Source organism: Paenibacillus anseongensis, assembly GCF_009757995.1.
Classification (GTDB): Bacteria; Bacillota; Bacilli; order Paenibacillales; family NBRC-103111; genus Paenibacillus_E; species Paenibacillus_E chondroitinus.
This window is the reverse complement of record NZ_WSEM01000033.1, coordinates 169,323-195,121: the sequence shown is the minus strand read 5'-3', so window position 1 is coordinate 195,121 and position 25,799 is coordinate 169,323. Positions and strand designations below refer to the sequence as shown.

The 25,799-nt window shown below is 45.2% G+C and carries 23 protein-coding genes; all 23 read right to left on the bottom strand.

The genetic code is table 11. The features are described 5' to 3' along the window. Positions 1 to 17 precede the first annotated feature (17 nt). The 23 genes from GON05_RS31040 to GON05_RS30930 all read right to left on the bottom strand — a co-directional run bounded on the left by GON05_RS31040 (position 18) and on the right by GON05_RS30930 (position 25,767). Complete coding sequence (locus tag GON05_RS31040) at positions 18 to 1,976, bottom strand: ABC-F family ATP-binding cassette domain-containing protein (protein ID WP_157324768.1); 1,959 nt, start codon at positions 1,974 to 1,976, stop codon at positions 18 to 20. Continuing rightward, the gene (locus tag GON05_RS31035) at positions 1,973 to 2,995 is read right to left on the bottom strand and encodes a M42 family metallopeptidase (RefSeq protein WP_157324879.1); all 1,023 of its coding nucleotides are present in this window, start codon (positions 2,993 to 2,995) and stop codon (positions 1,973 to 1,975) included. The genes GON05_RS31040 and GON05_RS31035 overlap by 4 nt, the downstream gene beginning before the upstream one ends. 181 nt (positions 2,996 to 3,176) lie before the next feature. Next, a complete protein-coding gene (locus GON05_RS31030; RefSeq protein ID WP_127451752.1) occupies positions 3,177 to 3,467 on the bottom strand; it encodes a Dabb family protein in 291 nt (96 codons plus the stop codon). A 20-nt stretch (positions 3,468 to 3,487) separates the two neighbouring features. Beyond that, complete coding sequence (locus GON05_RS31025; RefSeq protein WP_127451750.1) at positions 3,488 to 5,050, bottom strand: ABC-F family ATP-binding cassette domain-containing protein; 1,563 nt, start codon at positions 5,048 to 5,050, stop codon at positions 3,488 to 3,490. Between the two features lie 95 nt (positions 5,051 to 5,145). Further along, on the bottom strand, positions 5,146 to 6,567 hold the full coding sequence (locus tag GON05_RS31020) for a DUF6382 domain-containing protein (RefSeq protein WP_157324767.1): 1,422 nt from the start codon (positions 6,565 to 6,567) through the stop codon (positions 5,146 to 5,148). 14 nt (positions 6,568 to 6,581) lie between these two features. Beyond that, positions 6,582 to 7,070, bottom strand: a complete 489-nt coding sequence (locus GON05_RS31015) for an A24 family peptidase (RefSeq protein ID WP_157324765.1) — start codon at positions 7,068 to 7,070, stop codon at positions 6,582 to 6,584. A gap of 52 nt (positions 7,071 to 7,122) precedes the next feature. Next, entirely contained in the window at positions 7,123 to 7,779 is a 657-nt protein-coding gene (locus GON05_RS31010; protein ID WP_157324763.1) for a TadE/TadG family type IV pilus assembly protein, read from the bottom strand. Positions 7,780 to 7,796: 17 nt separating this feature from the next. After that, entirely contained in the window at positions 7,797 to 10,079 is a 2,283-nt protein-coding gene (locus GON05_RS31005) for a TadE/TadG family type IV pilus assembly protein (protein ID WP_157324762.1), read from the bottom strand. A 14-nt stretch (positions 10,080 to 10,093) separates the two neighbouring features. After that, entirely contained in the window at positions 10,094 to 11,131 is a 1,038-nt protein-coding gene (locus tag GON05_RS31000; protein WP_157324760.1) for a TadE/TadG family type IV pilus assembly protein, read from the bottom strand. Then, positions 11,097 to 11,324: a Flp1 family type IVb pilin gene (locus GON05_RS30995; protein WP_157324758.1), complete on the bottom strand. Its 228-nt coding sequence runs from the start codon at positions 11,322 to 11,324 to the stop codon at positions 11,097 to 11,099. The genes GON05_RS31000 and GON05_RS30995 overlap by 35 nt, the downstream gene beginning before the upstream one ends. A gap of 15 nt (positions 11,325 to 11,339) precedes the next feature. After that, a complete protein-coding gene (locus tag GON05_RS30990) occupies positions 11,340 to 12,176 on the bottom strand; it encodes a type II secretion system F family protein (RefSeq protein WP_157324757.1) in 837 nt (278 codons plus the stop codon). A gap of 31 nt (positions 12,177 to 12,207) precedes the next feature. Then, positions 12,208 to 13,098: a type II secretion system F family protein gene (locus tag GON05_RS30985; RefSeq protein WP_157324756.1), complete on the bottom strand. Its 891-nt coding sequence runs from the start codon at positions 13,096 to 13,098 to the stop codon at positions 12,208 to 12,210. Continuing rightward, a complete protein-coding gene (locus GON05_RS30980; RefSeq protein ID WP_181646363.1) occupies positions 13,095 to 14,357 on the bottom strand; it encodes a TadA family conjugal transfer-associated ATPase in 1,263 nt (420 codons plus the stop codon). The genes GON05_RS30985 and GON05_RS30980 overlap by 4 nt, the downstream gene beginning before the upstream one ends. After that, complete coding sequence (locus GON05_RS30975; RefSeq protein WP_157324754.1) at positions 14,354 to 15,472, bottom strand: P-loop NTPase family protein; 1,119 nt, start codon at positions 15,470 to 15,472, stop codon at positions 14,354 to 14,356. The genes GON05_RS30980 and GON05_RS30975 overlap by 4 nt, the downstream gene beginning before the upstream one ends. A gap of 269 nt (positions 15,473 to 15,741) precedes the next feature. Continuing rightward, on the bottom strand, positions 15,742 to 16,254 hold the full coding sequence (locus tag GON05_RS30970) for an acyl-CoA thioesterase (RefSeq protein ID WP_157324752.1): 513 nt from the start codon (positions 16,252 to 16,254) through the stop codon (positions 15,742 to 15,744). Positions 16,255 to 16,341: 87 nt separating this feature from the next. Next, on the bottom strand, positions 16,342 to 17,940 hold the full coding sequence (locus GON05_RS30965; RefSeq protein WP_181646362.1) for a serine/threonine-protein kinase: 1,599 nt from the start codon (positions 17,938 to 17,940) through the stop codon (positions 16,342 to 16,344). 136 nt (positions 17,941 to 18,076) lie between these two features. Next, positions 18,077 to 19,114 (bottom strand): SAM-dependent methyltransferase, encoded by a 1,038-nt coding sequence (locus GON05_RS30960; RefSeq protein ID WP_157324749.1) that lies wholly within the window; start codon positions 19,112 to 19,114, stop codon positions 18,077 to 18,079. A 20-nt stretch (positions 19,115 to 19,134) separates the two neighbouring features. Then, positions 19,135 to 19,902: an ABC transporter ATP-binding protein gene (locus GON05_RS30955; protein ID WP_157324747.1), complete on the bottom strand. Its 768-nt coding sequence runs from the start codon at positions 19,900 to 19,902 to the stop codon at positions 19,135 to 19,137. A gap of 22 nt (positions 19,903 to 19,924) precedes the next feature. After that, a complete protein-coding gene (locus GON05_RS30950; protein ID WP_127451723.1) occupies positions 19,925 to 20,278 on the bottom strand; it encodes a cyclic-phosphate processing receiver domain-containing protein in 354 nt (117 codons plus the stop codon). Between the two features lie 36 nt (positions 20,279 to 20,314). Continuing rightward, entirely contained in the window at positions 20,315 to 21,151 is an 837-nt protein-coding gene (locus tag GON05_RS30945) for a deoxyribonuclease IV (RefSeq protein WP_157324746.1), read from the bottom strand. Between the two features lie 15 nt (positions 21,152 to 21,166). Next, complete coding sequence (locus tag GON05_RS30940) at positions 21,167 to 21,976, bottom strand: Fpg/Nei family DNA glycosylase (protein ID WP_157324744.1); 810 nt, start codon at positions 21,974 to 21,976, stop codon at positions 21,167 to 21,169. Positions 21,977 to 22,048: 72 nt separating this feature from the next. Then, the gene (locus GON05_RS30935) at positions 22,049 to 23,455 is read right to left on the bottom strand and encodes a ribonuclease H-like domain-containing protein (protein ID WP_157324742.1); all 1,407 of its coding nucleotides are present in this window, start codon (positions 23,453 to 23,455) and stop codon (positions 22,049 to 22,051) included. 62 nt (positions 23,456 to 23,517) lie between these two features. Then, on the bottom strand, positions 23,518 to 25,767 hold the full coding sequence (locus GON05_RS30930; RefSeq protein WP_157324740.1) for a DEAD/DEAH box helicase: 2,250 nt from the start codon (positions 25,765 to 25,767) through the stop codon (positions 23,518 to 23,520). Between the last annotated feature and the right edge of the window lie 32 nt (positions 25,768 to 25,799).

Below are 25,799 nucleotides of genomic sequence, written 5' to 3'. Positions count from 1 at the left end.
TATTATAGTTTCTTCTATCATAACTTATTTCGCTCTATTTCTTCTACCAACTCGGATAAATAAGTCCATCTTTCCATTGCTGCTTCCAAATCGGCCGTTGTTTGCTGCTCCTGCTCATACAAATCGCGAACACGGTCAAAGTCGCTGCCAGCCGCTTCAATCTGCTGTTTCAAGCTTGTCGCCTTGTCTTCCAAAGCCGCAATCGTCCCCTCGATTTCATCCCATTCCTTCTGTTCTTTGAAAGTCAGTTTCTTAGGACGGTTTGTATTGGCTGAGCCGCTGGAAGCTGCTGATTGATTGACCGCTGTTTTGCTAGAGCCAGTATTGCTACTTGCTTGACGCGCCAATTCTTTGTGTGCCTGCTCCGCTTCTTCTTGCTCTTGCTTCTCCTCCAAATAGTCGGAGTAGTTGCCAATGTAAGGCTCGATTCCTCCCTGGCCATCAAAAGCAAACAGATGCGTAACCGTGCGATCCAAAAAGTACCGATCATGGGACACGGTAATAACCGCCCCTGGGAAATGATCCAGATAATCTTCCAGTATGGTCAATGTTTGGATGTCCAAATCGTTCGTCGGCTCATCGAGGAGCAGAACATTCGGTTCTCCCATAAGCGTACGCAGCAAATATAGTCTGCGGCGCTCGCCGCCTGATAGCTTCCCAATAGGCGACCACTGCAGTGTAGGGGAGAACAGGAAGCGCTCAAGCATTTGCGACGCGGGTATTGTCTCGCCGTCAGACGTGCGAACTAATTCAGCTGCTTCCTTGATGTAGTCGATGACGCGCATCTTTTCATCCATCTCGACCGTTTCTTGCGTGTAATACGCGAGTTTCACGGTTTGGCCGGTCTCGATCGTCCCGCTGTCGGGCTGAATACGCCCGGCGAGCATGTTCAGCAGCGTAGATTTGCCGCTGCCGTTAGGGCCAATGATGCCGAGGCGATCCTTCGGCATCACGATGTAGCTGAAGCCGCTCAGCAGCGTCTTCCCGCCTGGGAAAGCTTTGGTGACGGCTTCCAGCTCCATCACCTTTTTGCCAAGGCGGCTGCCAGCCAGCGCCATGTCCAGCTTGTCAGCGGGACCATCCACCTTGGTGTCCCGCAGCTCTTCGGCGCGCTGCACGCGCGCCTTCTGCTTCGTCGTGCGCGCTTTCGCGCCGCGACGGAGCCAAGCCAACTCGCGGCGCATGAGATTCTGCCGCTTATCTTCGCTGGCGGCTTCGGATTCCATCCGCTCCGCTTTTTTCTCGAGGAACGCCTCATAGTTGCCCTCGTAGCTGTAGATCTTGCCCCGGTCCAGTTCCAGGATGCGGTTCGTCACCCGCTCCAGGAAGTACCGGTCATGGGTAACGAGCAGCAATGCGCCGCGCCACTTGCCGAGGAATTCCTCGAGCCAGATTGCGGTCTCGTTGTCGATATGGTTCGTCGGCTCATCCAGGATGAGCAGATCGGCGGGTTGGATCAGAACGCGCGCCATAGCGACGCGTTTGCGCTGCCCGCCGGACAGCAGGCCGACGGGTTTGTCGAACTCGCTGATGCCCAGCTTCATCAGCACGGTTTTGGCCAAGGTGCTGGCTTCCCACGCACCTTGTTCATCCATGCGCGACTGGGCTGTGAACAGCCGCGCCTGCTTTTTCTCGCTGGAGGCATCAAGCTCCAGCTCAGCCAGGGCCAGCTCATAGTCGCGCAGCGTCTTCATGAGCGGCGTGTCGCCGTGGAATACTTGCTCAAGCACGGTGGAGTTCGGATCGAACTCCGGGTTCTGCGGCAAGTATTCCACTCGGAAATGGTTCGCGTGCACGAGTTTGCCGCGATCCGCTGTTTCCAGTCCCGCCAGCAGCTTCAGCAGCGTGGACTTGCCTGTGCCGTTCACGCCAATGAGACCGATGCGCTGCTTCTCGTTCACCGTGAACGTGATGTCATCGAACAAAACCTTGTCGCCATAGGTTTTGGTAATATTAACTGCACTCAAAATGTTCATGCTTCCACTGGCTCCATGACATAGGCTGCAAGAAGCGCTGCTGTGTTAACTACAGCATCCATATGCGTCCTCTCCATGCTGTGTGACGCATGAACGCCAGGACCTATCAGCGCGGCGCGAATATCGCGTCCGCCTCTGAGAGCGGCCGAAGCGTCTGAGCCATACCTTGGATAAATATCAACGGCGTAGCCGATTTCCAGCTTCTCGGAAAGCTCAATCATTTTGGAAGTCATTTGATAGTCATAAGGACCTGACGAATCCTTCGCGCAAATAGAAACATCACGTTCGCTACCGCTCAAGTCATCGCCAAGCGCACCCATATCTACGGCAATCAAATCCGTAATATCTTCCGGAATAAAAGATGACCCATGCCCAACCTCTTCATAATTGGAGAAAAACAGTTTTATCGTGAAGAGCGGCTGCAGCCCTTCTTCTTTGATAAGTCTTAGCAAACCGAATAACGAAGCTACACTTGCTTTATCATCCAAATGACGAGATTTCACGAGGCCATTTTCCTTCACTTGTACACGCGGATCGAACGAAATGTAATCTCCAACCCGGATTCCAAGATCCTGAACTTCTTTTTTGGACTTTACAAGCTCATCAATGCGCACTTCCATATGAGCTTCATCGCGTTTGAACTCTCTGGCATCTTCATATACGTGTACAGATGGTCTTGAAGTGAGAATTGTCCCATCATACACGCGTTCGTCGCGTGTATGAATTTGAACATATTCATTCTCAATAGCGCCCATCATGAATCCGCCCAATGAAGTGATCTTAAGCGTGCCGTTCTCTTTAATAGAACGAACCATAGCACCAAGGGTATCCACATGCGCAGAAATACCAATAACCCGGTCATTACGGACACCCGGAACCGTCACAATACCGCAGCCCTTATTCGTATATGTAAGCTCATAACCAAGCTTATTCACTTCTTGTTCGACCTTTTTCATAATGTGGTGCGTGTAACCAGTCGGACTTGGCGTACGCAGCAGCATCTCGAGCACTTCCGTCATATAAGCTTTATTTAATTTGGATTTCACTCGGGATTCCTCCCTTTTCTATAAAATATGAAGATACCTGTAAACACACAAAAAACAGTGCAGCCTAGGAATTTTAGCTGCGCTAGCGGCATAAGCCGCAATGCTAACCCCTTCTAAGGATACTACACTGTTCCCTTATGTTTTTCAAACCCGATTAGCTTACAAAATCAACACAAATGGAAGTCCCATCAAGTACTGTCTTCATATGGGCCTTCACACCTTCATGAATAGGGTGCGTGTCATATGTTTTTAAATCTTCAACGGAATCGAATTTTGTAATCAATGCAATATCATACGAACGCTCCAAATGAAGAATATCCGTCCCTACTTCAATATGGCGCAACACCGGAATTTTCCCTTCCATGTTCGTAAGAACTGCTTTCGTTACTTCCACCGCTTCAGGACTACGATCTTTGAGCTTAAAAAACACAACATGAGTTAACATGGACATTTCCTCCTAATTGGTTAATTCGTGACTTTTGCTTTGGCCGACCATTCTTCCACATTCCAAACTCTGGTTACCCAACCTTCATAAAATTCCGGTTCGTGGCAAACAAGCAAAACGGTTCCTTTATAAGCGATCAAAGCTCTTTGAAGTTCTTCTTTGGCCACAACGTCCAAATGGTTGGTAGGCTCATCGAACAACAGCCAGTTGCTTTCCCTCATCAGCAGTTTACAAAGCCTGACTTTGGCTTGCTCTCCCCCGCTGAGCATGCTCATGGCACGCGTGATGTGCTCATTTTTCAAACCGCATCTTGCCAGAGCGCCTCTGACTTCATTCTGATTCATCGAAGAAAACTCATTCCAAACATCGTCAATCGGCGTCATATTGGGCGCTTTAACCTCTTGCTCAAAGTAAGCCGGGCTTAAGTAATCGCCTTGATACGTTTTGCCGCTGAAAGGTTCAATTTTCCCTAGAATCGTTTTGAGCAGTGTAGATTTCCCCACACCGTTGCAGCCAACGATCGCAATTTTCTCGCCGCGTTCAATCGTCACATTCATTTTCGGTAAAAGCGGTCGGTCATACCCGATTTCCAAATTCTCCGCCTCAAATACGATTCTACCACTTGTACGAGATTCCTTAAATATGAACGTTGGTTTCATCGCAGTTTCCGGCTTTTCGATTCGATCCACTTTCTCCAACTGCTTTTGACGGCTTTTGGCACGCGTAGAGGTCGAAGCCCTGGCTTTATTGCGAGCAATAAAGTCTTCCTGTTTTTTGATGTACTCCTGCTGCTTCTCATAGGCATCGATATGTTGCGATTTGTTCATTTCCGCCATATCCAGGAATTTCTCATAATTCGCAGTATAACGAGTCAGCTTCGTAAATTCCAAGTGATAGATTACGTTAACGACTTCATTCATGAATTCCGTATCATGTGAAATCAGCATAAACGCAAAAGGATAATCTTTGAGATAGTTTTTCAACCACTCAATGTGTTCGACGTCCAAATAGTTCGTAGGCTCGTCTAACAGCAGCACCGTTGGTTTCTCCAAAAGTAGCTTAGCCAAAAGAACTTTGGTCCGCTGCCCACCGCTTAACGATGTTACATCACGGTCTAAACCAATGACGTTAAGGCCAAGTCCGTTTGCCATCTCTTCGATTTTGACATCCAGCAAGTAGAAACCGCCGATTTCCAGACGCTCCTGGATCTCACCCATTTGTTCAAGAAGAACTTCCAGTTCTTCCGGCGAAGCATCCGCCATCTTTTCCGTAATGGCCATCATCGCTCTCTCTTCTTCAAAAAGAGGTAGGAAAGCATCGCGTAAAATATCACGAATCGTTTTGCCTGGCGTTAGTACCGAGTGCTGATCCAAATACCCGTAATGAACTCTTGGCGTCCATTCTACTTTCCCTGTGTCTTTCAATAATTTTCCGGTCAATATATTCATTAATGTGGATTTTCCCACACCATTTGCTCCAACTATGCCGACGCGCTCGCCTGCCAGTAGACGGAAGGAAACATTTTTAAACAACGTTCGATCCCCGAAACTGTGGCTCAAATCTTCTATCGTCAAAAGACTCATTTTAAAAATCTAAACTCCTGTCTGTTAAAAAATCGCACATACTCGTGACTTCTTATTATACCACTGCTAGAGCTAGACAGGAAATAGTTAAATTTTCAATGTCGAAATATCAAGGTTTGGCACACAATTTGAATCTCGTCGCCATCTTTTAGCAAGTAAGATTGATAGGTAACTATCGTTTCTCCATTGAGAGAAGTTCCATTCGTGGAGCCTGTATCCTTCAGTGCATAACCCTTTTCACATTTTGTTATCTCAGCATGGATTCTGGAAACACCCGCTTCTTCCAAGACATAATCCGCTTTTAAATTCGCATCTCCTCGGCCGATCGTGAAATGATCGCTAAAGATTGGCACTGATTTCGGCATACCTTGAATTTGCACTTCGAGCCTTGGCCCTTCCGGCTTAAGGTTTCCTAGAAAAACGGTTGCATTCCTAGCGTTGTTTTGAATTAATGTTGTATGCATATGTAAGTTTTGATAATGACTTTGAATATCGGGCGATTCAACTTTAGATACCGTAACTGCTTCTTTCTTATTTTCAAAATGGTTCTCCGGTTTATCGGAAAAGAGCGGCACCTGCTTTTCATCGGCACTTCTGTACCGCGGCAGCCCAAAAAATTTTAATACAAACCATACATCTGCTAATAAAATAGTCATTCCTGCTGACAGGTGCAGCGAACTAGTTGAGGGAGAAGATACATAATGCTGCCAGAGAAAAGCCATTACGAGTATGATACCAATAAGGACTATGAATTGCGTTCTCTGTGTGATTGGATAAAAAGCGGCAGTTTGACTATTGTTTATTTCTTGTTGCACATCCGCTATTGGCGTATTTATCGGCGACTCAACAATCGAATCCGTTGTGTTGATCATCTTTACGTTATGTTTCCAGACCGGCTTTGGCAGCCCCTCTTGAACCGGAGGTTGCGGATCCATAAGTTTCAACAGGTTCATTTTGAGATTTTGGAGACTTTGCGGCGTACTTGACGATGTATCAGATTCTAACCAACTGTCTATATCTTCCCTTATTTTGTCATTCAACTTCGAATTAATCTGCCTCATTAAATCCTTTAATGCATTATATACAGAGTATTCCTTCATACCTTGTTCCATTGGCACATATGTCAAAAATACATCGGACCAGTCACTGCCAATAAAGATGAAATTATCTTTCAACACAAATCCCGTCTCATGCAGCATATAGTTTTTACTTTCATCTATAGCACAAACAATGGCGTACATAAGCTTGGCGAATTGAATTTTGGTAAGCTCTTCAACTTTAAGAACCTGAGCAAGCATTCTCTTAGCTGTTATGCTGTAAAGCAGGCTTACTCGATGATCGATCTCCTGGATTTCAAGCGGAAGCATGTTTGGTATCGTGTTAGCCTCAAGCATCTTAATTTGCAAAGTTGAAAGAGCTTCAACGGTCAAACCTTCCCCACCATCTTTAAAAAGACGCATACAATGGCCATGTTGATATACAAATTCATATCGCAGTCCGAATAATTCCTCTGTCACAGGCCCACCTCATCTTAAATAGAGTAATACCAGGTCATTGCGACGGCTGGCATAACGGCATACATAAACGGAAACTTGATATTGGCATCACGTTTCATCCCCTTTACGATGTTCAGATCATGCAGCACGATAATTGAAAAAAGCCATTTCAATATCTTCTGCCCCGTGGCTGCCATTTGTTTGTGCATCAGTAGTAAGACAAGACCTATTAATGCGGCGCAGAGTATGGAATACAGCATTAATTGAAAAACAAAACTAAAGCCCATCATAGCTCCTATAGCGGTAAACAGCTTTACATCTCCTGCTCCAAGAGCACCTATAAGATAGAGTAGGAACATCGCGAAAAGTGCACTCCCTGCCCCTATAAGCGAGAAAGCTAATCCGTTCAGTCCGCTTATCGACACATTCAACATGATTCCAGCAACCGCTCCGATAATGGTTAATTTGTTGGGGATCACCGCTTTCCGTACATCAGTAACAAAAGCAATCGTAATGAAAATCAATAGTAAATATTGAATGCAAAATCCTCCTCTATCAGAGACGGCGATTAAGCACCTACCATGCTCGTTCAAATGCCCTTTTTTTCAAAATAATCGTTTGACTTAAAAACGGGATCGGTAAGCGATACGAAATCTCCGCCTCAATTCCAAAATAAGCATCTCCATCGTTATACAAGCTTGGAAGAGTCACAGAAACAACTTTAAAGTTGGTTTTCTGTACGATTGAATCATCGCAAAAAGCGTAAACAATCGGAGTAAACGCGGCATGTAAGCGGGATTTAACTTGCTGCTCGAACAGTTCATCTTTCCCTTCTGTCAGTAACTCTTCGCCTTGCAGCCGTTTCTCTTTCTCCCATTTAACTAATTCGAGCAGCGGTTGAGGAATATATGCGGCATACTCATCTGCTAAGTTTTCCGTGTTTGACACTTGTTCTCGTGCAGATTGTACATGACCGATGGCTGAATTTATGATTTCTACTGGTCCACTCTGCTCAAATTTCACTTTAGCTTCTTGCACGAGAAGTCTTACGGGATACAACTGGCCAGCAATCGATTTCGTTGCTTCAGACACACCGGCTTGCAGCGCCATTTCCAGGCATGCGATTTGAATACAAATGACAAGGCCAACAACAAAGGCAAGGAAAAAAGGCAGTATTAAAGCGGCCTCCAATACGATACCTCCCTTTTGTTCACTGTAAAACTTGTGCAGCATAATGCCCCTCCCAACGTTCAATACGCTACTGCAGCTGAGCTAGAAAATTGACATCGATTCCCTGTCACTTTGCAGCCTAATAACCCGCTCCCATCCAGCAGTTTCATGATTTGAGGAATAAACCACAGTTTAATATCACTTGAGGCGTTACCCTGCAAATATGTCGTAGCTTGCATTAAATCCCTTCCGGTTTCAAGCTCTATGAGTGCCTGCATTCTAGCCATTTGCTTCGTGTTATTGCTATGTATGAGCATAAAGACCCGTAAATAATCCTTATAAGTCAAACTTAAGGCGGGGGCTGCTATTTTTGCGGATAACTCTACGGCTTCTCCATTCACCAGCTTTGTCATGTCTTGGAAAGCCAAAACGGCCCCTTCTGCTGCTGCTGCCAGAAGTACCAACAGCGGAGAGCCAATATTAAGCAGCTCTTTTTTAGGATCGAGCAGAGCCTCAACGGTTCGAATTGCCAGGCGAAAAGAAAACATTTCCGCATACGCCGATGAGATATTCGCTGAACAGGAGGAGAAGCCATATAGTAAATATTCTACCTCTTGGTTTGCTAATACGTGTTTTCTCGGGTCTGCTCGATCACTTAAGACTTTGGGACTGCCTGTTTGATCTTTTTCCAAACCAATCGTCCGGTAATTAAATTTAGTAAGCGCATATTCATTCACATATAGCTCGTTACGCATAACCTCCGCCGCATTGTTGAAGGCTGCAAGCATATCCATTGCTTTAAAGCTAACCGGCTCAGATTTCTCTAGATCGTACGCAACTTCGCTGCCGATAGTGGCTTCCTGCGCATTAGCCTCCCGATATTTCTGGTAGAAACCTTTGCTGGATGAAGATGATTGTGAACCAGTACCTTGAAGACGATCATAAAGTTCATCGTCACTACTCTGAGCATTCACTAAGCTGCATCCGCCGATCGATTGCTTCGCTTGATTCAAAATCATTTGAATTTTACTTTTTTGCTGCTGTTTATTCGTTGAGATCGCACTGTTTTGTTCCATTCTCGTTCTCTCTAATACGCTTTGCTTGTTATAAAATTCTTGCGATTCCGTCCAATAAGCATCATTAGCTTGATTGGCTTTGTTTGTATTTTCAGCCGTATAAAGTTGCACGGAGTCAACTACCTCTTGAAAAGCAGAAAATAAGGCTGTAATGCTTGCAACAGCTGTCTGGTACTTATAGAAGTATTCATCGCCCAGCACAGGAACACTTTGAAAAACCTCGTTCGCACTAGTCCCCTCTGTATTAGGTCGTGAAGTAATCCCATTAAGCTTCGTGCGAATTTCATCGTTTTGCTGCTTTGCCGTACGTAATGCTGGCTCAATCGCCTGCTGCAGCAGCCCAATTTCTTTGGTATTGGCCAGAGCCTCGAGCTTTGTAGTCGCAAGGAGAGCCACATATTTAATAATTAATTGCAGCAAATTTTTAAGATCATTCAGCTTTTGAGATAGTAGCTGAGCTTGAGTTCCTAATGCCTGACGGGATTCCAAAATAGCCTGCATGCCCGCCACACCGCCCGAACCTGCTCGGCTGATCGCCGCAATGGACATATCCAAGTCTCTTATCGATGCCTGAACAGATTGCAGCTGATTTTCTACTTGAACGATTTCATTTCGTACCTCATCTGCAGTATGGATGCCAATTTGGGAGGCTAAACTGTCCAGTTCCGCGATACGGGTTTGATAGTTACTATGAAATAGGCTCGTTTTGCGATAAAGCTCTTCACTGCTCTGCCAAGCTTCATCCAACTGCTTTTCTCTTTGATCAATAAGCTTCTCTAACTCAGCAGCCTCCTTAGAGAATTGGCTTCCAAACTGAAAGGGAGCTTTCGTCCCTGTTTTGCGAAATTTATCCGTAATTTCCAGCGTGAACTCGATTGGCGCCTTGATTTTCATATCCTCCAACAATTGACGCTCAAAAATTTCATGACTGGCTAATGCATAAACAGGTGTCACACGATCTCCATGATCGATAGGTTTAGTATCCACATAATGAAAAGCGCCTGTCGAAACTTGACTTGACAAATTATTAGCAAAAACGGTTCGAAAAACTTCCTCTGATTGCTCTTGTGAGATCCCCAGCCCATATAAGCCCATCGCTTGAAGCTTTGTATCAAAAGATGACATCACTGAGCGCGCAGCGGCCTTGACCGCTGATTCGGTCTCTTTTTCCGCCAATTTAATTCTGGCAAAATCAATGAGTACCGCTTGAAATAAAAAGATCGGCACAATGATTAGAATCAGATAGACGGAAACGGCCCCTCTTTCTGATCGAACGAATCTCTTCAAAAACTCCCCCCATTCTAATTATGAATAACAACGACAATCCCTTTCCGCTCGAGCTCTTTCCGAAAAGCATTGGAGGGCATACCTTTGCCGCCGGCATCTTTTTTAAAGAAATGCCATACGACACTCTTCACTTGTGTGCCCTGTTGGATAAGCTCGAGATCCTTAGGAAGCTGCTCCATTCGAAGCTGAGCCTCTGTCAAACTATAAAAAGCTTGATGGCCAATCCCGCGAGCATCCAACGCATCGACTGTTCTGCTTTTACCAGACTCTGTCGTCAAAACCACCTCAGTGCCATTAACCAAAGATCGCAAATACGCCGCGGCCTGCCGCTCTGATTTTATCGTTATACTCGGACCTGACAAATCACCTTGTGCAGGTTCAACAAGTGCCTCTCGCGCTTTTTGAGGAGTAATCCGGTCCTTGATCGTTTTAAAATACGTCCGTGTAATATCCGTTAATCGGATAAGCTCAACCGGCTCTACCACGTGCGAGACAGCTGTTCCGCCTGTTTGATTAGCCCTAAACCATTTGCTCATAACAGGCGAGAAATGAAATGGTTTTTGGAGTTTCACCTCGACTTGTTGGTCTAAAATAAAATTTGAAAACTTAGCTGATCCCGTAACACCTTGAGGCAGCAATTCAGACGCTTTAGCCAGCTTTCTCTCGACGAGATCGCCAGCAGTTCCTGATGGAAGCGCAATCTCAGATGATTCGTTCGACACCAGTCTTCCGAATAAATCGGATACGTGGTTTTGTGTAAGTCGAAAGTAAAGTCCATCCGTCTCCGAAGGGTTAAAGTTGCCTGTCACTATATCTTTGTGGCTGTTATCCCAAGTAAAAGCTAACCGTTCAGCTGCTGTTCTAGCGATTTGTTGAAGGTACACTTTTTGATAAGCGTATAAGCTAACGAAAAGGACAGTAATTGTACAAAATAAGATGAGTGGTAAAACTAGGGACGCTTCTAATGTAAAGCTTCCCTGTTCTCCATCTCTAAAGTGTTGTCTGCGGTTATGACGGCTATGGCGCACAGCTAGTTGTTGGACTTGGCGCACAAGGAGCCACCTTACTATTGTCTTTTAGGTCAGAATTGGCATCCCCAATCAGCTTTTGAAACCACGAGACTATCCACTTTCTGAAGATAATTGCTATGGCAACAAGCACAGCAACAATCAATAAAATCTCTAAAGTACCGAGTCCATCTTCCTCTTTCCAAAATGATTTCAACCCTTCCATCATGCTTCTCATCGTTTCTTACCTCCATTATTTCATCATCAGTAATGCCGGCATGGCCACAATTACCATCACCACTACAAAAATAAGCACCATGGGAAAAACCAGCTTAGAGGAGGCTTCCTCTCCTAACGTTCGCGCAACCGATTTTCTGCGCTGCCAAAGCTCCAGGGATAGCGAATGAAGCGCCGCTACGAAATCACTTCCTCCACGTTTATAGTTGAGCATCATAGCTGAAGTAAACAAAGACACCTCATGCAGTGCGCAGCGTTTACCAAAGTCTTCCATCACTTTCGAAAAAGAAACGTTCATCTCCAATTCATGAACAGCTCGCGCAAGTTCTATGTATAGCGGTGATTGCGCTTTATGAGGTCTAACCTCGACGCAGCGAATCCATGCGCGATTGACGGTTTCACCTGCATTAACCAGCAGCACGATTGTGCTTAATACTTCAGGCAATTCCATGATCATTAAAAGTTGTTTTTTTCTAATTTTCACATCCAAATCGCGCACCATGAGCATTGGAAGAACTATCGCAACGATGAAACCAAAACACAAGAGTGATGCATCGCCCCCTGCGAGCGCCGAGAAAAGAGTGACAATCACAACACATAGCAAACTCATCGAAATGATCTCCGCATAAAACCATTTACTCCCATATGCAGATAAACTTCTGCCATATAATTTAATTAAATTATGGTGGATTTTGGACGTGAAATCAGGTAACTTTTCCATCAAACGCAGCTGATCAACGATTAAATAACTGCAAGGAAATAGTAATTTAATCCGAAAGGGATAGGGGTAAGCGGTAATGATATCTGCATATCGTTTGCGCCCCCACAGCAGCAAAATGAGAATTGCCAACATTTCAGATATGAGCAAATAATTGATCCACATGCTACACCTTAATATTCATAATTTTTTGAGTGATCACATAACATCCGCCCAGCAAGAGCAGGCTCGCACTCATGATGAGGGTCCCGCTCCCTGAATAAAGCGGCTGCATATACTCCGGTGATGAAAAGGCAAGCACGGCAACAATGACAATGGGAGCAAACAATAACACCCTCGACTCAAACCGTTTCTGTGCAATCATGACGTTGATATCCTGCGTGATTTCAAGTTTTTCTCCAATGACTGTTGCTGTACGCTTCATGACCTCTACCAAATTTCCGCCTGTACGCTTACAGGTAAGGAAGACGTCTGTGAAGCTGATGACATCTTCTAAATGACTGCGATCCGCCAAATGCTTTAGCGCAGCCTCTATGGGTTCGCCGTTCTCAACCTTTCGGCATATAACGCTGAATTCAGTAACAATTAAACAATCAGGGTCAGGATAAAGCAGCTTTAAGTCTTCCAATGCCTCTTGAAAAGCACTTTCAATGGATTTGCCGACGGCCATGGAAGAGGATAAACAGCTTAGCGCTTGTTTGAATTGAACAAACAATTTATTTTTGCGTAACTGGATTAATTGTTGTTTGCGAATGCGGGGAAAGATCAGTCCGACTGTTGAAAAAGCGGCAGCAAGAACGAAGCTTTTATAGAAAATATAACCTACAACAAAAGCAGGCAAGGCGAGCATTAGGATGGCGCTCAATTTTTCACGAGGAGTCAATTGATAGCAATTGTAATCAACTAGTGTGAGAACGGAATGGCGTTGGGGGTGGTGCAGATCTCGAGTTTTAGACTTCTTCTCAGCAGGTTCGGTGCTTTGCCGGCGTCTCTCCATGAATAACAGGATTATCCAACTGATTGTTCCTGTCAGGATTATAAGTAAAATAATTTTCATTCAGTTCCACACTCTTCCTTTCTGTGTGAAAACCAAGTTGGCAACCTTTTGCCAGCCATACGTATTTTGTGCATGCTTTGGAGTGGATTGCCTGTATACACAAGCTCCCCGGTTACCTTAGCGTCTGTCACTTCCCCTCTTTCCTCGAATAAAAACAACGGGTGGAGATGAACTTCACCATCCTTCATTCCAATGACTTCATGAATTTCAGTCACCTTTCGGGTTCGATCACGAGTTCGGCTGATATGAACCATCACGTCAAGTGCCGAAGCAATCTGCTTACGGATAACCTCAATCGGCAGGGAGGCGCCACTTAGCACCATGGTTTCAAGTCTGCTCAGCATATCTACTGAGGTGTTACTATGCCCTGTACTTAAGCTTCCATCATGCCCAGTGTTCATCGCAGCTAACATATCTAACGCTTCAGCACCTCGAACTTCCCCAACAATAATTCGATTAGGCCGCATCCGGAGCGAGGCGCGAATTAAATCCCGAATGGTAATTTCACCCTTGCCTTCTGTATTGGCGTTTCTGGTTTCCATTCTGACCAGGTTGGGTACGGTTTGTATCTGAAGTTCTGCCGAATCTTCAATCGTAATAATACGTTCATGTGCGGGTATCCAGCTGCTTAACGCATTAAGAAAAGTTGTTTTTCCAGAACCTGTACCACCTCCGATAAAAATGTTATATCCGGACTCAACCAGCACCTGAAGTACTTCTGCAGCCTCCGTAGAGATGCTCCCCATCTGAATCAGATCTTCCATCAGCAGCGGTTTCTCAGGAAATTTACGAATTGTCAGCGTTGGCCCACTCAAAGAGGCTGGCGGTAGCACAATATTAACCCTCGAACCATCCTGCAGCCGAGCATCGACAATTGGTGTTGATTGATTAACGATCCTATTCACTTTAGACACAATCATCTGGATGAGATCCTCAAGCTTCTCCGCACTTTCTAAAGAGTATGCATATCGCTCAACGGCTCCTCTCCGCTCGAAAAATATATCTTCATGCCCATTCACCATAATCTCAGTAACAGTGGGGTCATCGATAAGCGGCTGGAGGATGTCCAAACCTCGAAATGAGTCAAACATACGCTTGACTGAAGCGTGTATTTCGTTCGATGTCCATTTTCCCTCCGATGATGCAAGAAAAATTGCTTCTTCAATAAGCTCCATCAACTTGGCATCACTGACTGTGCTTGAAAGATCAATCTTTTCTTTAATCTGCTGCTTCAACGTTACGAATTGACTTTGTTTCAAGAAGCTACAGCCCCTTCAGCTCTTGAAGCAGCATTTCCTTTGATGATACAAAGAGTTGCAGCCATCTCATAGGCTTGTTCCGAGAATAAACTGGATGCCCACATCTGCTCTGGGGATCTAATACTTTTCCACTCCGGGATATAAGGAAGGTTAAAAGCAATATCACGGCCAAGCTCCGAAAAATCGTTCGTCTGCATGCCAGTATACTTATTCATTACAAAATGAACGTTGTGCATCGCTCCCAATTGCTTATACAATACCTTCGTTTTATAAACATCATTCAGATCATCTCGAACCAGCCAAATGATATGATCACTGACTTCCAGCCCTTTTACGATTCGAGGATGCACGGAAGCTTCTAGATCAATAATGATGTATTCATATTCATTTAATGAAATAAGTGCGTCTATGAGAATTCGAATCTGTTCTCCGCTTATTTCTTGCATTTCCCTGATCTGATCATTGGGCGACAAATAGTCAATTCGCAATTGCTGGTCAACTGACTTCAGTAATTGCAGCTTAGGCCCGAGTAATTCAGGCGAACTTTTCAAGTAGTATATTAATTGTGAAAAACGCCCTGTTTCACCCTTCAGCCAAAGTGAAGTTGAACTAACGGACTCCAGGCTTAAATAAAAAACTCGCTCCCCTCGAAAAGAAAGCTGTTTGGCCAGATGAATAGCCGTCATGGTCTTACCACTATTTCCACTTGAGCTATAGACGGAGATGACACTGGTTTTATTAGTCCCGAGACTGCTCCTCTCCTCATTCAGCTTTTCGGCATAGAAAGCCTGAAGTCGTGTAAGCAAATGGTGCAAAGATTGAAACCGGTACAAAAATGGAACCTTCGTTTCTGCATCCAATGAGTTCGTTATCGTTTCGCTTAAAATCATCTTATGGAGGTTGGTTCTCCGATCTAGAAGTAGACGATAATATGTCTCCGACACCAACAACACGCCTACAGCCTGCTTGGCCTCAAGAACTTCCAAGACCAATTCTGCTTTCGAAAAAAGCTTCACCTGCATGCGTTCTCCGAACTCGGAAGCGCGTATATAGGACGCCAGTCGCTGCGCATATTCCTCGTCATCATCTAATACATAAAGTTGAAATTTTTTCATCCAGTCGCCCTCCTATATGCTCTAAAATCAAGAGAATTGGCTGTATATGCCACTGCCGATTAATACAAGACCAACCACCCCAAGTACGATCGCCAGGCGAATCGCAGTAGCAGCTTTCAAAGCATCATCCTCCCATCCTCCTTCTTCTTGAAGGAAAAACAAAAAAAGCACGCGCCGATTTCAGAGATGATCTCCAAAACCAGCGGTGCTTCCGCTCGTCCAACAATTTATCCAAATTGTACCACATTTTACCGAAAAATCAATCCCTTTTATTCCCACGGATATTTCATCGTGAAAAATCCAGCAAGCCTTTTACTTTCACCTCTGCGGATACGTCTCATCTCTGCACGCTGCGGCGCCGATTCATGCAGCTTCGTCTCTTCTTCCGTTTCCGGAATCACATGAGGCACCTCGACCGGTATCTTATTGTCATCTAACGCAACAAAAGTCAGGAAGGAAGTCGCGGCAATTTTTCTTTCTCCGGTTTTCAAATCCTCTGTAACGACTTTCACAAAAACCTCCATCGAGCTTTTCCCTGTCCAAGTCACAAATGATTCCAAACAGACAGAATCCGAAGTGTGGATCGGATACAAAAAGTCAACCGAATCAGTTGATGCTGTTACAACGGATCTCCGGCAATGTTTATGTGCAGCAATCGAAGCAATGTCATCAATGTAGGACATCAGCTTTCCGCCAAACAGCGTGTTGTGATTATTCACATCTGTGGGAAAAATGCGTGATGTTTTGAAACATCTGGATTCTCTGGCAAATCGTTTTTCCATAACTAACTGCCCCTTTGCATTCAAGCTTGTTTAATCATGCAATATCATAGCATATTTCTCATCTGTTTGGTCAAAATTGGCTATAACTTATCGATTGCTAATCTTTTTTAATTTTGAGAATAAGGAATTTTTCTCCCTCTTGCCTTCGTTAACAAGTAAACGACTCTCTGGTAGGAGCTCTTTCAGGAGTGGTGACAAAGCCGTCATTAACTGTTCTAACACTTCGGGGCGATCCTGGATGCACTCCCCTTTCCAAACTGCACGCATGACTTCCCCTCTAGGGAGCTCCGGCATCGTGCACAACGGAGAGGCTGGGAGCGAAGCCATCCATTCCTTATGAAAGTGATTTTGCATATTTCCATTAGCAATATAGTGTACTTTTTTCCCACGTTGCTGATAGGAATTAAACCGTTCGAAATTAGCACGTGAGCTAGGCCGATTGCATTTACCCGGGGAAGCATCAAGAACTACGATAATATCATCTGCACTATGGCAGAGTTCCTGAACGGAAGGGTGCTCCCATTGAGTCGATATGTCCCATAGAACGATTGGCTTTTTGATCATATGTAGAAGCTTAAATGAGTCTGCTGGCTGCCATTCTTCATGAAATCCGTCTGGATGAGTTGGGAACCATGTTGAATGCCCTTTATCCCAAGGAGAAGAAGAAGCTAAACTCTGATCTTGCACTCTCATTGATTGAGCTGCAAAATTGTAGTTCTTAGGGGCTTTCAGATCTCCGTATAAAAGCATGTACAGATCAGGTTCGATGGTCGGTTGTTCTACAAGCGCGTTAGGAATGTAGAGGGCGTTTAAAATTCTAGCTAGTGTAACTGCCAGAAATGTCGATCCTACGCCAGCAAATAGGCCTCCGACTACAATTAATTTATCCTGTTGCGGTATTCGATTGGAATGTTTTTGATAATCCGTTGTGTGTGCGGAATCGGGGTATATGGAACGAAGTCTCATCTTCACTTCCATGGCGGATTGACAGCGGTTCTGAGGATTCTCTTGCAGGAGTAGCCGTATTGTTGAAATAAGTGTTTCGGGGAGTTCAGGGTTTAATTGATCTAAAGACTTGTTGGTGAGATAGGCATACTGACCACCCGTTAATAAGTAGTAAAGCATGGCACCAAGTGAATATAAATCAGAACGCACATCGGTTTGTAAACCCATAAATTGCTCCGGAGCAGCAAAGCCGATCGTCCCCATTTGCATGGTATCGTTCTGTTTGCCTTGTGTGAAATGTCTCGCAACGCCAAAATCAATTAACCGGACTTGCGATTGCTCATTCAACATGATATTGGAGGGCTTGAGATCCCGGTAAATAATCGGGCGAGGTTGGAATGTATGCAAATAATGGAGGATATCACATAATTGAAAAGCGATCTGGACGACTTTGGCCATGGGTAGTTCTCGCCTTTTTTCTTCAAATAAATCTTGAAGCGTAGGGCCTTGAATATAATCCATAATCAAAAAACCTGTTCCATCTTCCATTGTCAAATAATCAACCAACTGCGGCAGTTGGGGATGATGAAGCCTTGCGAGCATCTCCGCTTCTTCCAGGAAGGATGCCCCGTCTTGTTCAATTGGCAGGACTTCCTTAACAGCCCACATCTTTCCTTTGAGCTTTTGATCTTCTGCTAAGTAAACCTCACTCATCCCTCCTTGCCCTAGCAAAGATTCCATGTGGTATCTTCCACCGATACAAGTTCCAATCCAATTCTTCTTATGGCTTACGATAAAAAAGCCCCCTTCATCAAGTAATATTTACATTGATTATAAAAGGGGCTCAGATAAAAATCTACATTATTTTCCAAAAGTACTACATCTTTTGCAAATAAAGCGTCAATTCCTCCCGATTGTGAAACAGCTGTTTCGCTTTAAGCAGAAAAAGAGATGGCTCTAGTATTCGTAGAATATCGCGAACCGTTTGAAACGGTTTTTTATGCATCAGTTTTACCGTAATAATCGCCGTGCCGCCACTTTGTAAAGAATACAACAAATCTGCGACCAAACGCCCCATTTGACGGGGATCCCAACTCATGTCACAAACAAGCAGGTCAAACTCTTGATCCCGAAGCTTCACATCGCTTGCATTTTTCTTGTAAATCTTGAGATTAGGGTTGCCAAGGAGTCTTGGACTCATTGCTGCAGGGTCAATGGCCGTAACCTTCAAGCCGCGCTCTAATAACAACGAGGTCCAACCACCTGGTGCAGCCCCGATATCAAGAGCCGTTCTTGCGACACTAAAATCAATGCCAAATCGCTGCTCCGCTTCCAAAAGCTTGAATTTAGCACGTGAAATTTGATCCTGTTCCTTCATAAAACGAATGGCGCCGCCTGACCAATCCGATAAATTATCGGCTGGCTTGGATATCCCTACAAACAGATTTTTCGCATGAATGTAGATGGATATAATTTGGTCAGCATAGCGAACCACTGGTTCAGCATGAACTTCCGAAACAAGGATTTCATCTAATGCAGCCTTGACCGCAAAGGGGGCGTAGGGAACATCAGCGCGTTCTTCTTTACGCACTTGGATGGCTATTTTTTCGCCGGAGTGAACAAGCCCTTCTGCATGTGCGTTTTTTAACCATCCTTTGAGATGTTCAAGATCCGCTTCAGTTCCTGTAATCTCCCATTGCTGAAAAACAGGCTGAATATGTCTAAGAAAAATTGGTTCTTGCTCTTTCATTTGTGTTACTGCATCTTCCGTACCTGATGGCACTTCGAATAAAAAAACTTCAGTTGGCACAAGTAAGGTGAACTTGGTCAGCGGAAATAACTTACGGATTTCATCCTGCGCGTACTGCGCAAACCCGTGATTCGAAGAACCAATGTATGTCGTAATTTGTGTCATAGCCGCATCCTTTATCTTCTTTAATCCAAAACCTTAATCCACGGTCGATCCTGAAACCATTCCAATTCAATATCCACGTCAAAAGCTTTACGGATATTTCCCGGCGTCAGCACCTCTTTCTTTGGCCCAGCAGCAATTAATTCCCCTTGTTCGATGATGGCAACATGCGTAATTAACGGAATAATTTCTTCAATATGATGCGTCACATAGACGACAGTAATATCCTGCTTGCTAAGTTCATTCACATCTCTTAAAAAGCGTTCTCTCTCGTATAAATCCAGGCCAGCAGCAGGTTCATCCAAAACCAAAAGGGAAGGTTTCATCATCAAGGACCTGGCAAGCATCACTTTCTTCCGTTCACCTTGCGACAAACTGCCTAATGTTTGATGAGCCAAATGACGAATTCGTACCCGCTCCAGCATAACCATGGCACGATCCAAAACTTCCTGCGGGATCTCTTGATAAAATCTGAGATAGGCATACTCGCCGGTAGCAACAACTTCAATAACAGGATCGCTTAGATTTAGTTTTTCCATAAGCGACTGTGAGATATAACCAATTCTCTTACGAACTTCTCTCACATCGCATTGGCCATATCGGTTTCCTAACACGTCTACGGTTCCCCGACTCGGGAATTCGTAACCGTTCATCATCTCGAGCAATGTTGTTTTGCCTGACCCGTTACGACCTAACAATACCCAGTGTTCACCTGGTTGAATATGTACATTCACATCATTTAAAATATGTCGTTCGCCTCGAATAAAATGAATATGCGATAAATGAATCATATCAGGCTACATTCCTTTCTTATTACACTTCACTTTTGTATATTCCCTGTGCAATTTGCAGCAGCAACTCGTCCGGAACACGGTGAGCGTAGATGCTCGTTCCATCAGGTTTGGCCGTATAAAGCTTCTGATACATGGCCGTACAGGCTGCCTGGCTGGAGGTATGAATATAAATTTGTCGCGGGAATTTCCGCTTCTGGACGAGCCAAATCACAACATCCATGCCTGTCTGCTCGGTAGACCAGCCCATATCATGATCCAGCGATAAAATATCGATGTCACATTCTTCGAGCAGCAGCAAACACTCCTGTATATTTCTAGCTAGCGTAAACCCTTGGGGACAAGGACGCAGATCATCTAAGTATACATGAATCATCGCTGGATTTCCTTCCCTTCCTGTTCCTACGGATCGTCAGTCAGCGTTACTGAATAAAGTTTTCACGAGAGCAATTTCCTCAGAATGAGTGCCATTGCTCCCTTTTCCCGTTTCGAGAACAACCGGAATATGTCTTAAAAACGCTGAAGACAGCATCTGTCTAAAATTATCAAGACCGATATATCCCGTTCCAATATTCGCATGACGATCTCTGCGCGAGCCATAAGGATGAAGGGAATCATTCAGATGAACAGCTTTCAAATGGGGGAAATAATCAAGCATTTCTCCTCTAGCTTCCAGCTCACCCCATCCATGGCTCGTCCATAAACCGCTGGCAAAAGCATGGCACGTATCCAAACAAAAGCCAATTTTCTCCGGGCGCTGACACAGTTTCCGCACCTGAGCCATCTCTTCCAATGTAAGACCAAGCTGTGAGCCTTCACCGGCTTGATTCTCGAGCAAAATGAAAGACGCCCCCTCATAGCCTTGAGTGGCGCTATTCAAACATTGTATTATATTTTTATAACCTTGTAACGGGTCTTTTCCAACATATTTGCCAAAATGCACCACGAGGCCGACAGATCCGCATGCTTCCGTAATCTCAAGCCCGTTCTTTATCAAACTCACCATTAAATCGCGCTCAGCAGCATCTGCCGCCGGATTCAACGGGTAAGGCGCATGCCCAATAGACAACATATCATGCTCTCGGCAAAATTCCGCACACCACGTAGCTTCCCGCACATTTACTATTTTCGTTGATAGACTTCTCGGATTCATCGGGAAATATTGAAAAGCTTTAGCCCCCATCGCTAGCGCCGTTTTGGCTGCTCCACTATATCCGCCCCTTGTACTCACATGGGCACCAACGTACATAACCCCTCAGCCCCTTCACGATTGACAGTTCGCACAATAAAAGCATTTGCGACTAGAAATTTCTGTCTTCAATAGTGGATGACCACAACGTAAGCAGGGCTCGCCTTCACGGTCATATACACGGCATTTCGCGTCAAATTGTCCCGTCAAACGATCTCCAACAAATAAAGGTTCATCGATATAGCCGCCATACTGAATGGCTTCGAGAAGAACAGTGCGCATCGCTTGAAATAACCGATTTTGCTCCTCATTTGTTAAGGATGACAGCTTACGCAGGGGCAAAATACTTGCAATAAAGCAAATCTCATCCGAGTAACAGTTCCCGATTCCTGATAAAAAGGATTGATCAACTAGCGTCACTTTCAGATTGCCATTTTTACCTTTGAGTAGACTTTGAAATCGGTTCAATGTAAAACCAGGATCCAAAGGTTCAGGACCTAATTTACTTAAAACCTTCTCAACCTCAGGTATCGTATGCATGTGTAGATAGCCTAACCGCAAACCAATGAAGTATAAGTGCTGCGAGCCAAAATGGATCACGACCTGCGATGTTCGATCCGGTTTCTCCTCTTCCGTCCCATAGAACATCCAGCCCCCAAGCATTAAATGAAGCAGTAATACTTCACCCGAGCCTAAAAGAAACAGCAAATGCTTCGCTCTGCGCTCGATTCGAACAATTTGATTACCGGTTAGCTTCTGGATAAAGCGATCCGGATCCACATTCAAGGATTTGGGACGCGTGACTTCCGCCCCTGTAATTGGCGAGTTCTGGATAAGTCTCGTTAACTGCTGACGATATGTCTCCATCTCCGGTAGCTCGGGCATAACATATTCTCCTTGCCTTTTTCTACCTTGTATAACCAATTGATAGGGAAAGTAAACGGCAGCGGGCAAGACTTAGATTAATCCCTCGCTTGCGTACATCGGCTTCATCTTGCGAGTTTTAGGCTTCGACTGAAAACCTTCCTGAGGCACCAAATTCTCGATTTTCCTCACTTTATTTTTCAAACGGCTGATACGCTTCTCTAGAGCTTCCTCTATCTCATTTTGCTTCCGGTCGCCACGGTGCAGGGAGCGCCTGCGCCATAGTTTGGCCCATGCTTCCTCTGCGTAAAAAATGGCCTGCGCCAAATTTCGCTCCCGATGCTCATAATACATGGCTAACTCCAAATAAGGCTCAAGTTGCAGCGAAAGGCTTGCATTCTTGATATGAATCCAACGTTTCCAGAGATCAACAGCCCGGGAATATTCACCTTTTTTCTTATAAAAGCCAGCTAGCTGGAGAATCACCGACTCATGTTCGGTTGAATTTGCAGGTTTCGGGTCATTCATTAATCTCGAAAATAAATCTTGAAAGAACGTCTCTGCACGTTCCGAACGGTCCATTTTATCCAACCAAAGACCCGTGCGAAACAGCTCTTCTAATTCGATATCAGCGTAGTGTGCGGTATTCTCCACCACCCCGGCCTCAGCCTCAGCGTTCGTAGAAGATACTGCCGGCTCTAGTTCTCCGCTTAGCAGCTTGGAAAAATGAATGGCAAGGGCTGCTAATGTTACAATATCATGCTCATTATGAACGAACACACCTTGCAGAACAGATGGATTTTTCTCTGCCAAGTACTGAAAATAAAGGGTAGGCGCCATTGAGCCGGGCACATCGTCCACACGCTCAAAACCAAGTCGACTCTCTTCAACCTTGCTCAGACGGCAGGAGGGCAGCGTATTCCGCCATAAACTCCTAGAAGGATATAGAAAATCGAGCTGCAGAAGATTCGAATCATCGAGCGTAAGCCGATTGAGCACATAGCGATTCTTCAAGATTGGCCAATCGAAAGTCCGGCCATTGTAGGACACAATATGGGTAAAGCGGTCGAGCAGCTCTTGCAAATACACAAGCATGGCCTGCTCTTCCGCTGGATTGCGTATCAAAAGCTGTTCCACCGTGAATAGCTCGCCGGTGTAATAGCCGATGCCGACCATGAACGGCACGTTGCCCGCACCGACACCGAGTCCCGTCGTCTCGGTGTCAAAGAAAAGCAGCGCGTCATGCCGGACGGCAGCGCCGCGGTCGTGAAAGCAGACAAGCTGCTGCGCGCAATCGGCCAGCTCCCGCAGCCGATATTTGCCGTGCACGCTGTCTGTGCCGTACACCCGGCGCCGCATGACGAACGAGCCAGCCGGGCTCGTCTCGATATGGGCGCCGAGCTGCGCCCATTCGTCGTCGGCCGCAGGCACGGACGGCGGAGCGGCCTGTGCCGCCCCGGGTCCACGCAGGCGGCCGAGCTTTTCGCGGAGCCCGCTCATCGGGCACCGCCATCCAGCGTTTTCAGACGGGTTTTACTGAACATGGGTACAAAACCATACATCTATAATCCCTCCAGTATTCGAAGGGATTTTTTCTTAGCATCCATCCCCTCTATTTCGGTTCCAATACATGACGGGCAGCCATCGTCACACGGACATTTTCGAATCAGACTCCTGGCTGCTTCTTTTATCTCATCAAAACGTTGAAATACGTCTTCCGCTAATCCAATCCCGCCTGGGTAATGGTCGTAAATAAAAATTGTTGGTAGCTGGGAGTGTTCAGCCCGGATTTGAGAAATTACGTGTATGTCGCTGCGATCACACATTACGTGAATGGGTACGATATGCCTAATCACGTTGGAAATTCCCATTAATATCTGTTCCAACGTTTTCGTTTCTACAGTTGGGTCTACTTCTTTTATTTCAATCCAGGTCGCGCTGGTATGAAGTTCTTCTTCTGGAAGTTTGATAGGCCCGTATCCAATATTCTCAAAACTGGTTAAACGGATTTTCTTAAACATGGTTGCCATAACATTTATCGCAGTGTCGCCGAAATTTATAGAAGTTGTTTGCCTTTTGGCTATACGGTCAATAGATAAAACTTTCAGCTTTACGGCCAAGTTCGCATCTGTGTAATACTCTACGTCTACTTCGCGTACATACGCCTTTTTGTGTTCCCAGTCCAGCTTTTCGACTTGAAACTGAGTACCTTCATGCAAATAAATCGCTTCGTCATGTAAAAGAGTCATAGCGCTAAATCTGTCCATCTCACCGATAATTTTTACGTTCGCTACGTCCGATTGGTCAACAATTACTACGTTTTCCTGAGCGGCAGATCGTAAGCTTACTTCGTGTGCCGGAAACGATTGACTAGCCCAATAAAATGAATCGGCAGCCTGAGTAAGTACTCTCTCTTCTACCAAATATTCCAGTATATCGGTAATCTCTAACGGCCCGAATTCCTCCCCTATTTTTACTGGAAGTTCATACGCAGCGCATCGTAAATGGTCTACGAGGATCAGCAAATTTTCAGGGTTAATTCTGGCAGACTCTGGGGAACGTTCGAAAAAGTATTCCGGGTTCTGGACTACGTATTGGTCAATCGGTGTATTGCTGGCTACCATAATAACCAGGGCTTCACCGTGTCGCCTTCCAGCCCGACCCGCTTGCTGCCAGGTGCTGGCGACGCTTCCGGGATATCCGGACATAATACAAACTTGCAGCTGGCCTATGTCTACGCCTAATTCCAGTGCATTGGTACTTACTACGCCCAGGATTTCCCCGTTACGTAACCCTCGTTCAATTTCCCGACGCTGGCTTGGCAAATAGCCGCCCCGGTATCCTCTTATGGTTTTCGTCCCTAGTTCGTTTTTAACCAGTTCCTGTAAATGACTTAATATGAGTTCCACCCTAACGCGGCTGCGGGCAAAAACGATCGTTTGTACTTTATTTGATAAAAATTCTTTCGCCAGCTGGTTTACTTCTACCGTCGCGCTTTTCCGTAGGTTCAGTGGCTTGTTAACAATAGGCGGGTTATAAAATACGAAATGCTTACGGCCCCTGGGTGCGCCATTGTCGTTTATTAGCCGCATAGGTTTACCTGTAAGCTGTTCAGCCAATTCCTTCGGGTTTGCTATCGTCGCCGATGTACAGATAAACAGCGGATTGCTGCCGTAAAATTTGCAGATACGCAGCAGCCTGCGTATTACGTTGGCTACATGGCTGCCGAAGACGCCCCGGTATGTATGTAGTTCATCAATAACGATATATTTTAAATTGCTAAATAGGCTTACCCATTTCGTATGATGAGGCAGGATGGCCGAATGCAGCATGTCGGGATTCGTAATAACGATATGGCCTACGTTCTTTACAATCTGCCGAATAGCCGGGGACGTGTCGCCGTCGTAGGTAAAGCTTTTTATATCAATTCCCATTTCGTTAATTATTTCGTTTAGTTCGCTTTTTTGATCTTGTGCCAAAGCCTTCGTAGGGAAAAGGTAAAGCGCCCTGCTGGCGTCGTCTTCAGCGATAGCCTGTAGAACAGGGAGGTTATAGCAAAGCGTTTTACCTGAAGCCGTTGGGGTTACAGCAACTACATTTTCACCCTGTCGGATAGTCTCGTACGCTGTTGCTTGGTGACTGTATAGTTGTTCGATTCCCCTTTTCGTCAGGGCGCCCTTGATGCGTTCGTCCACGCTTTCAGGCATAGGCCGGGTCTTCGCTTCTATGGGTTCGACTTCGTGCCAATTAATTATATTTTCATTTGCTCTTAAATTTTGTATTAGTTGTGTAAGATTCTTCTTTCGAAGCAAGGTTAACCCCTCCCTTATAGAACGACTGTTCC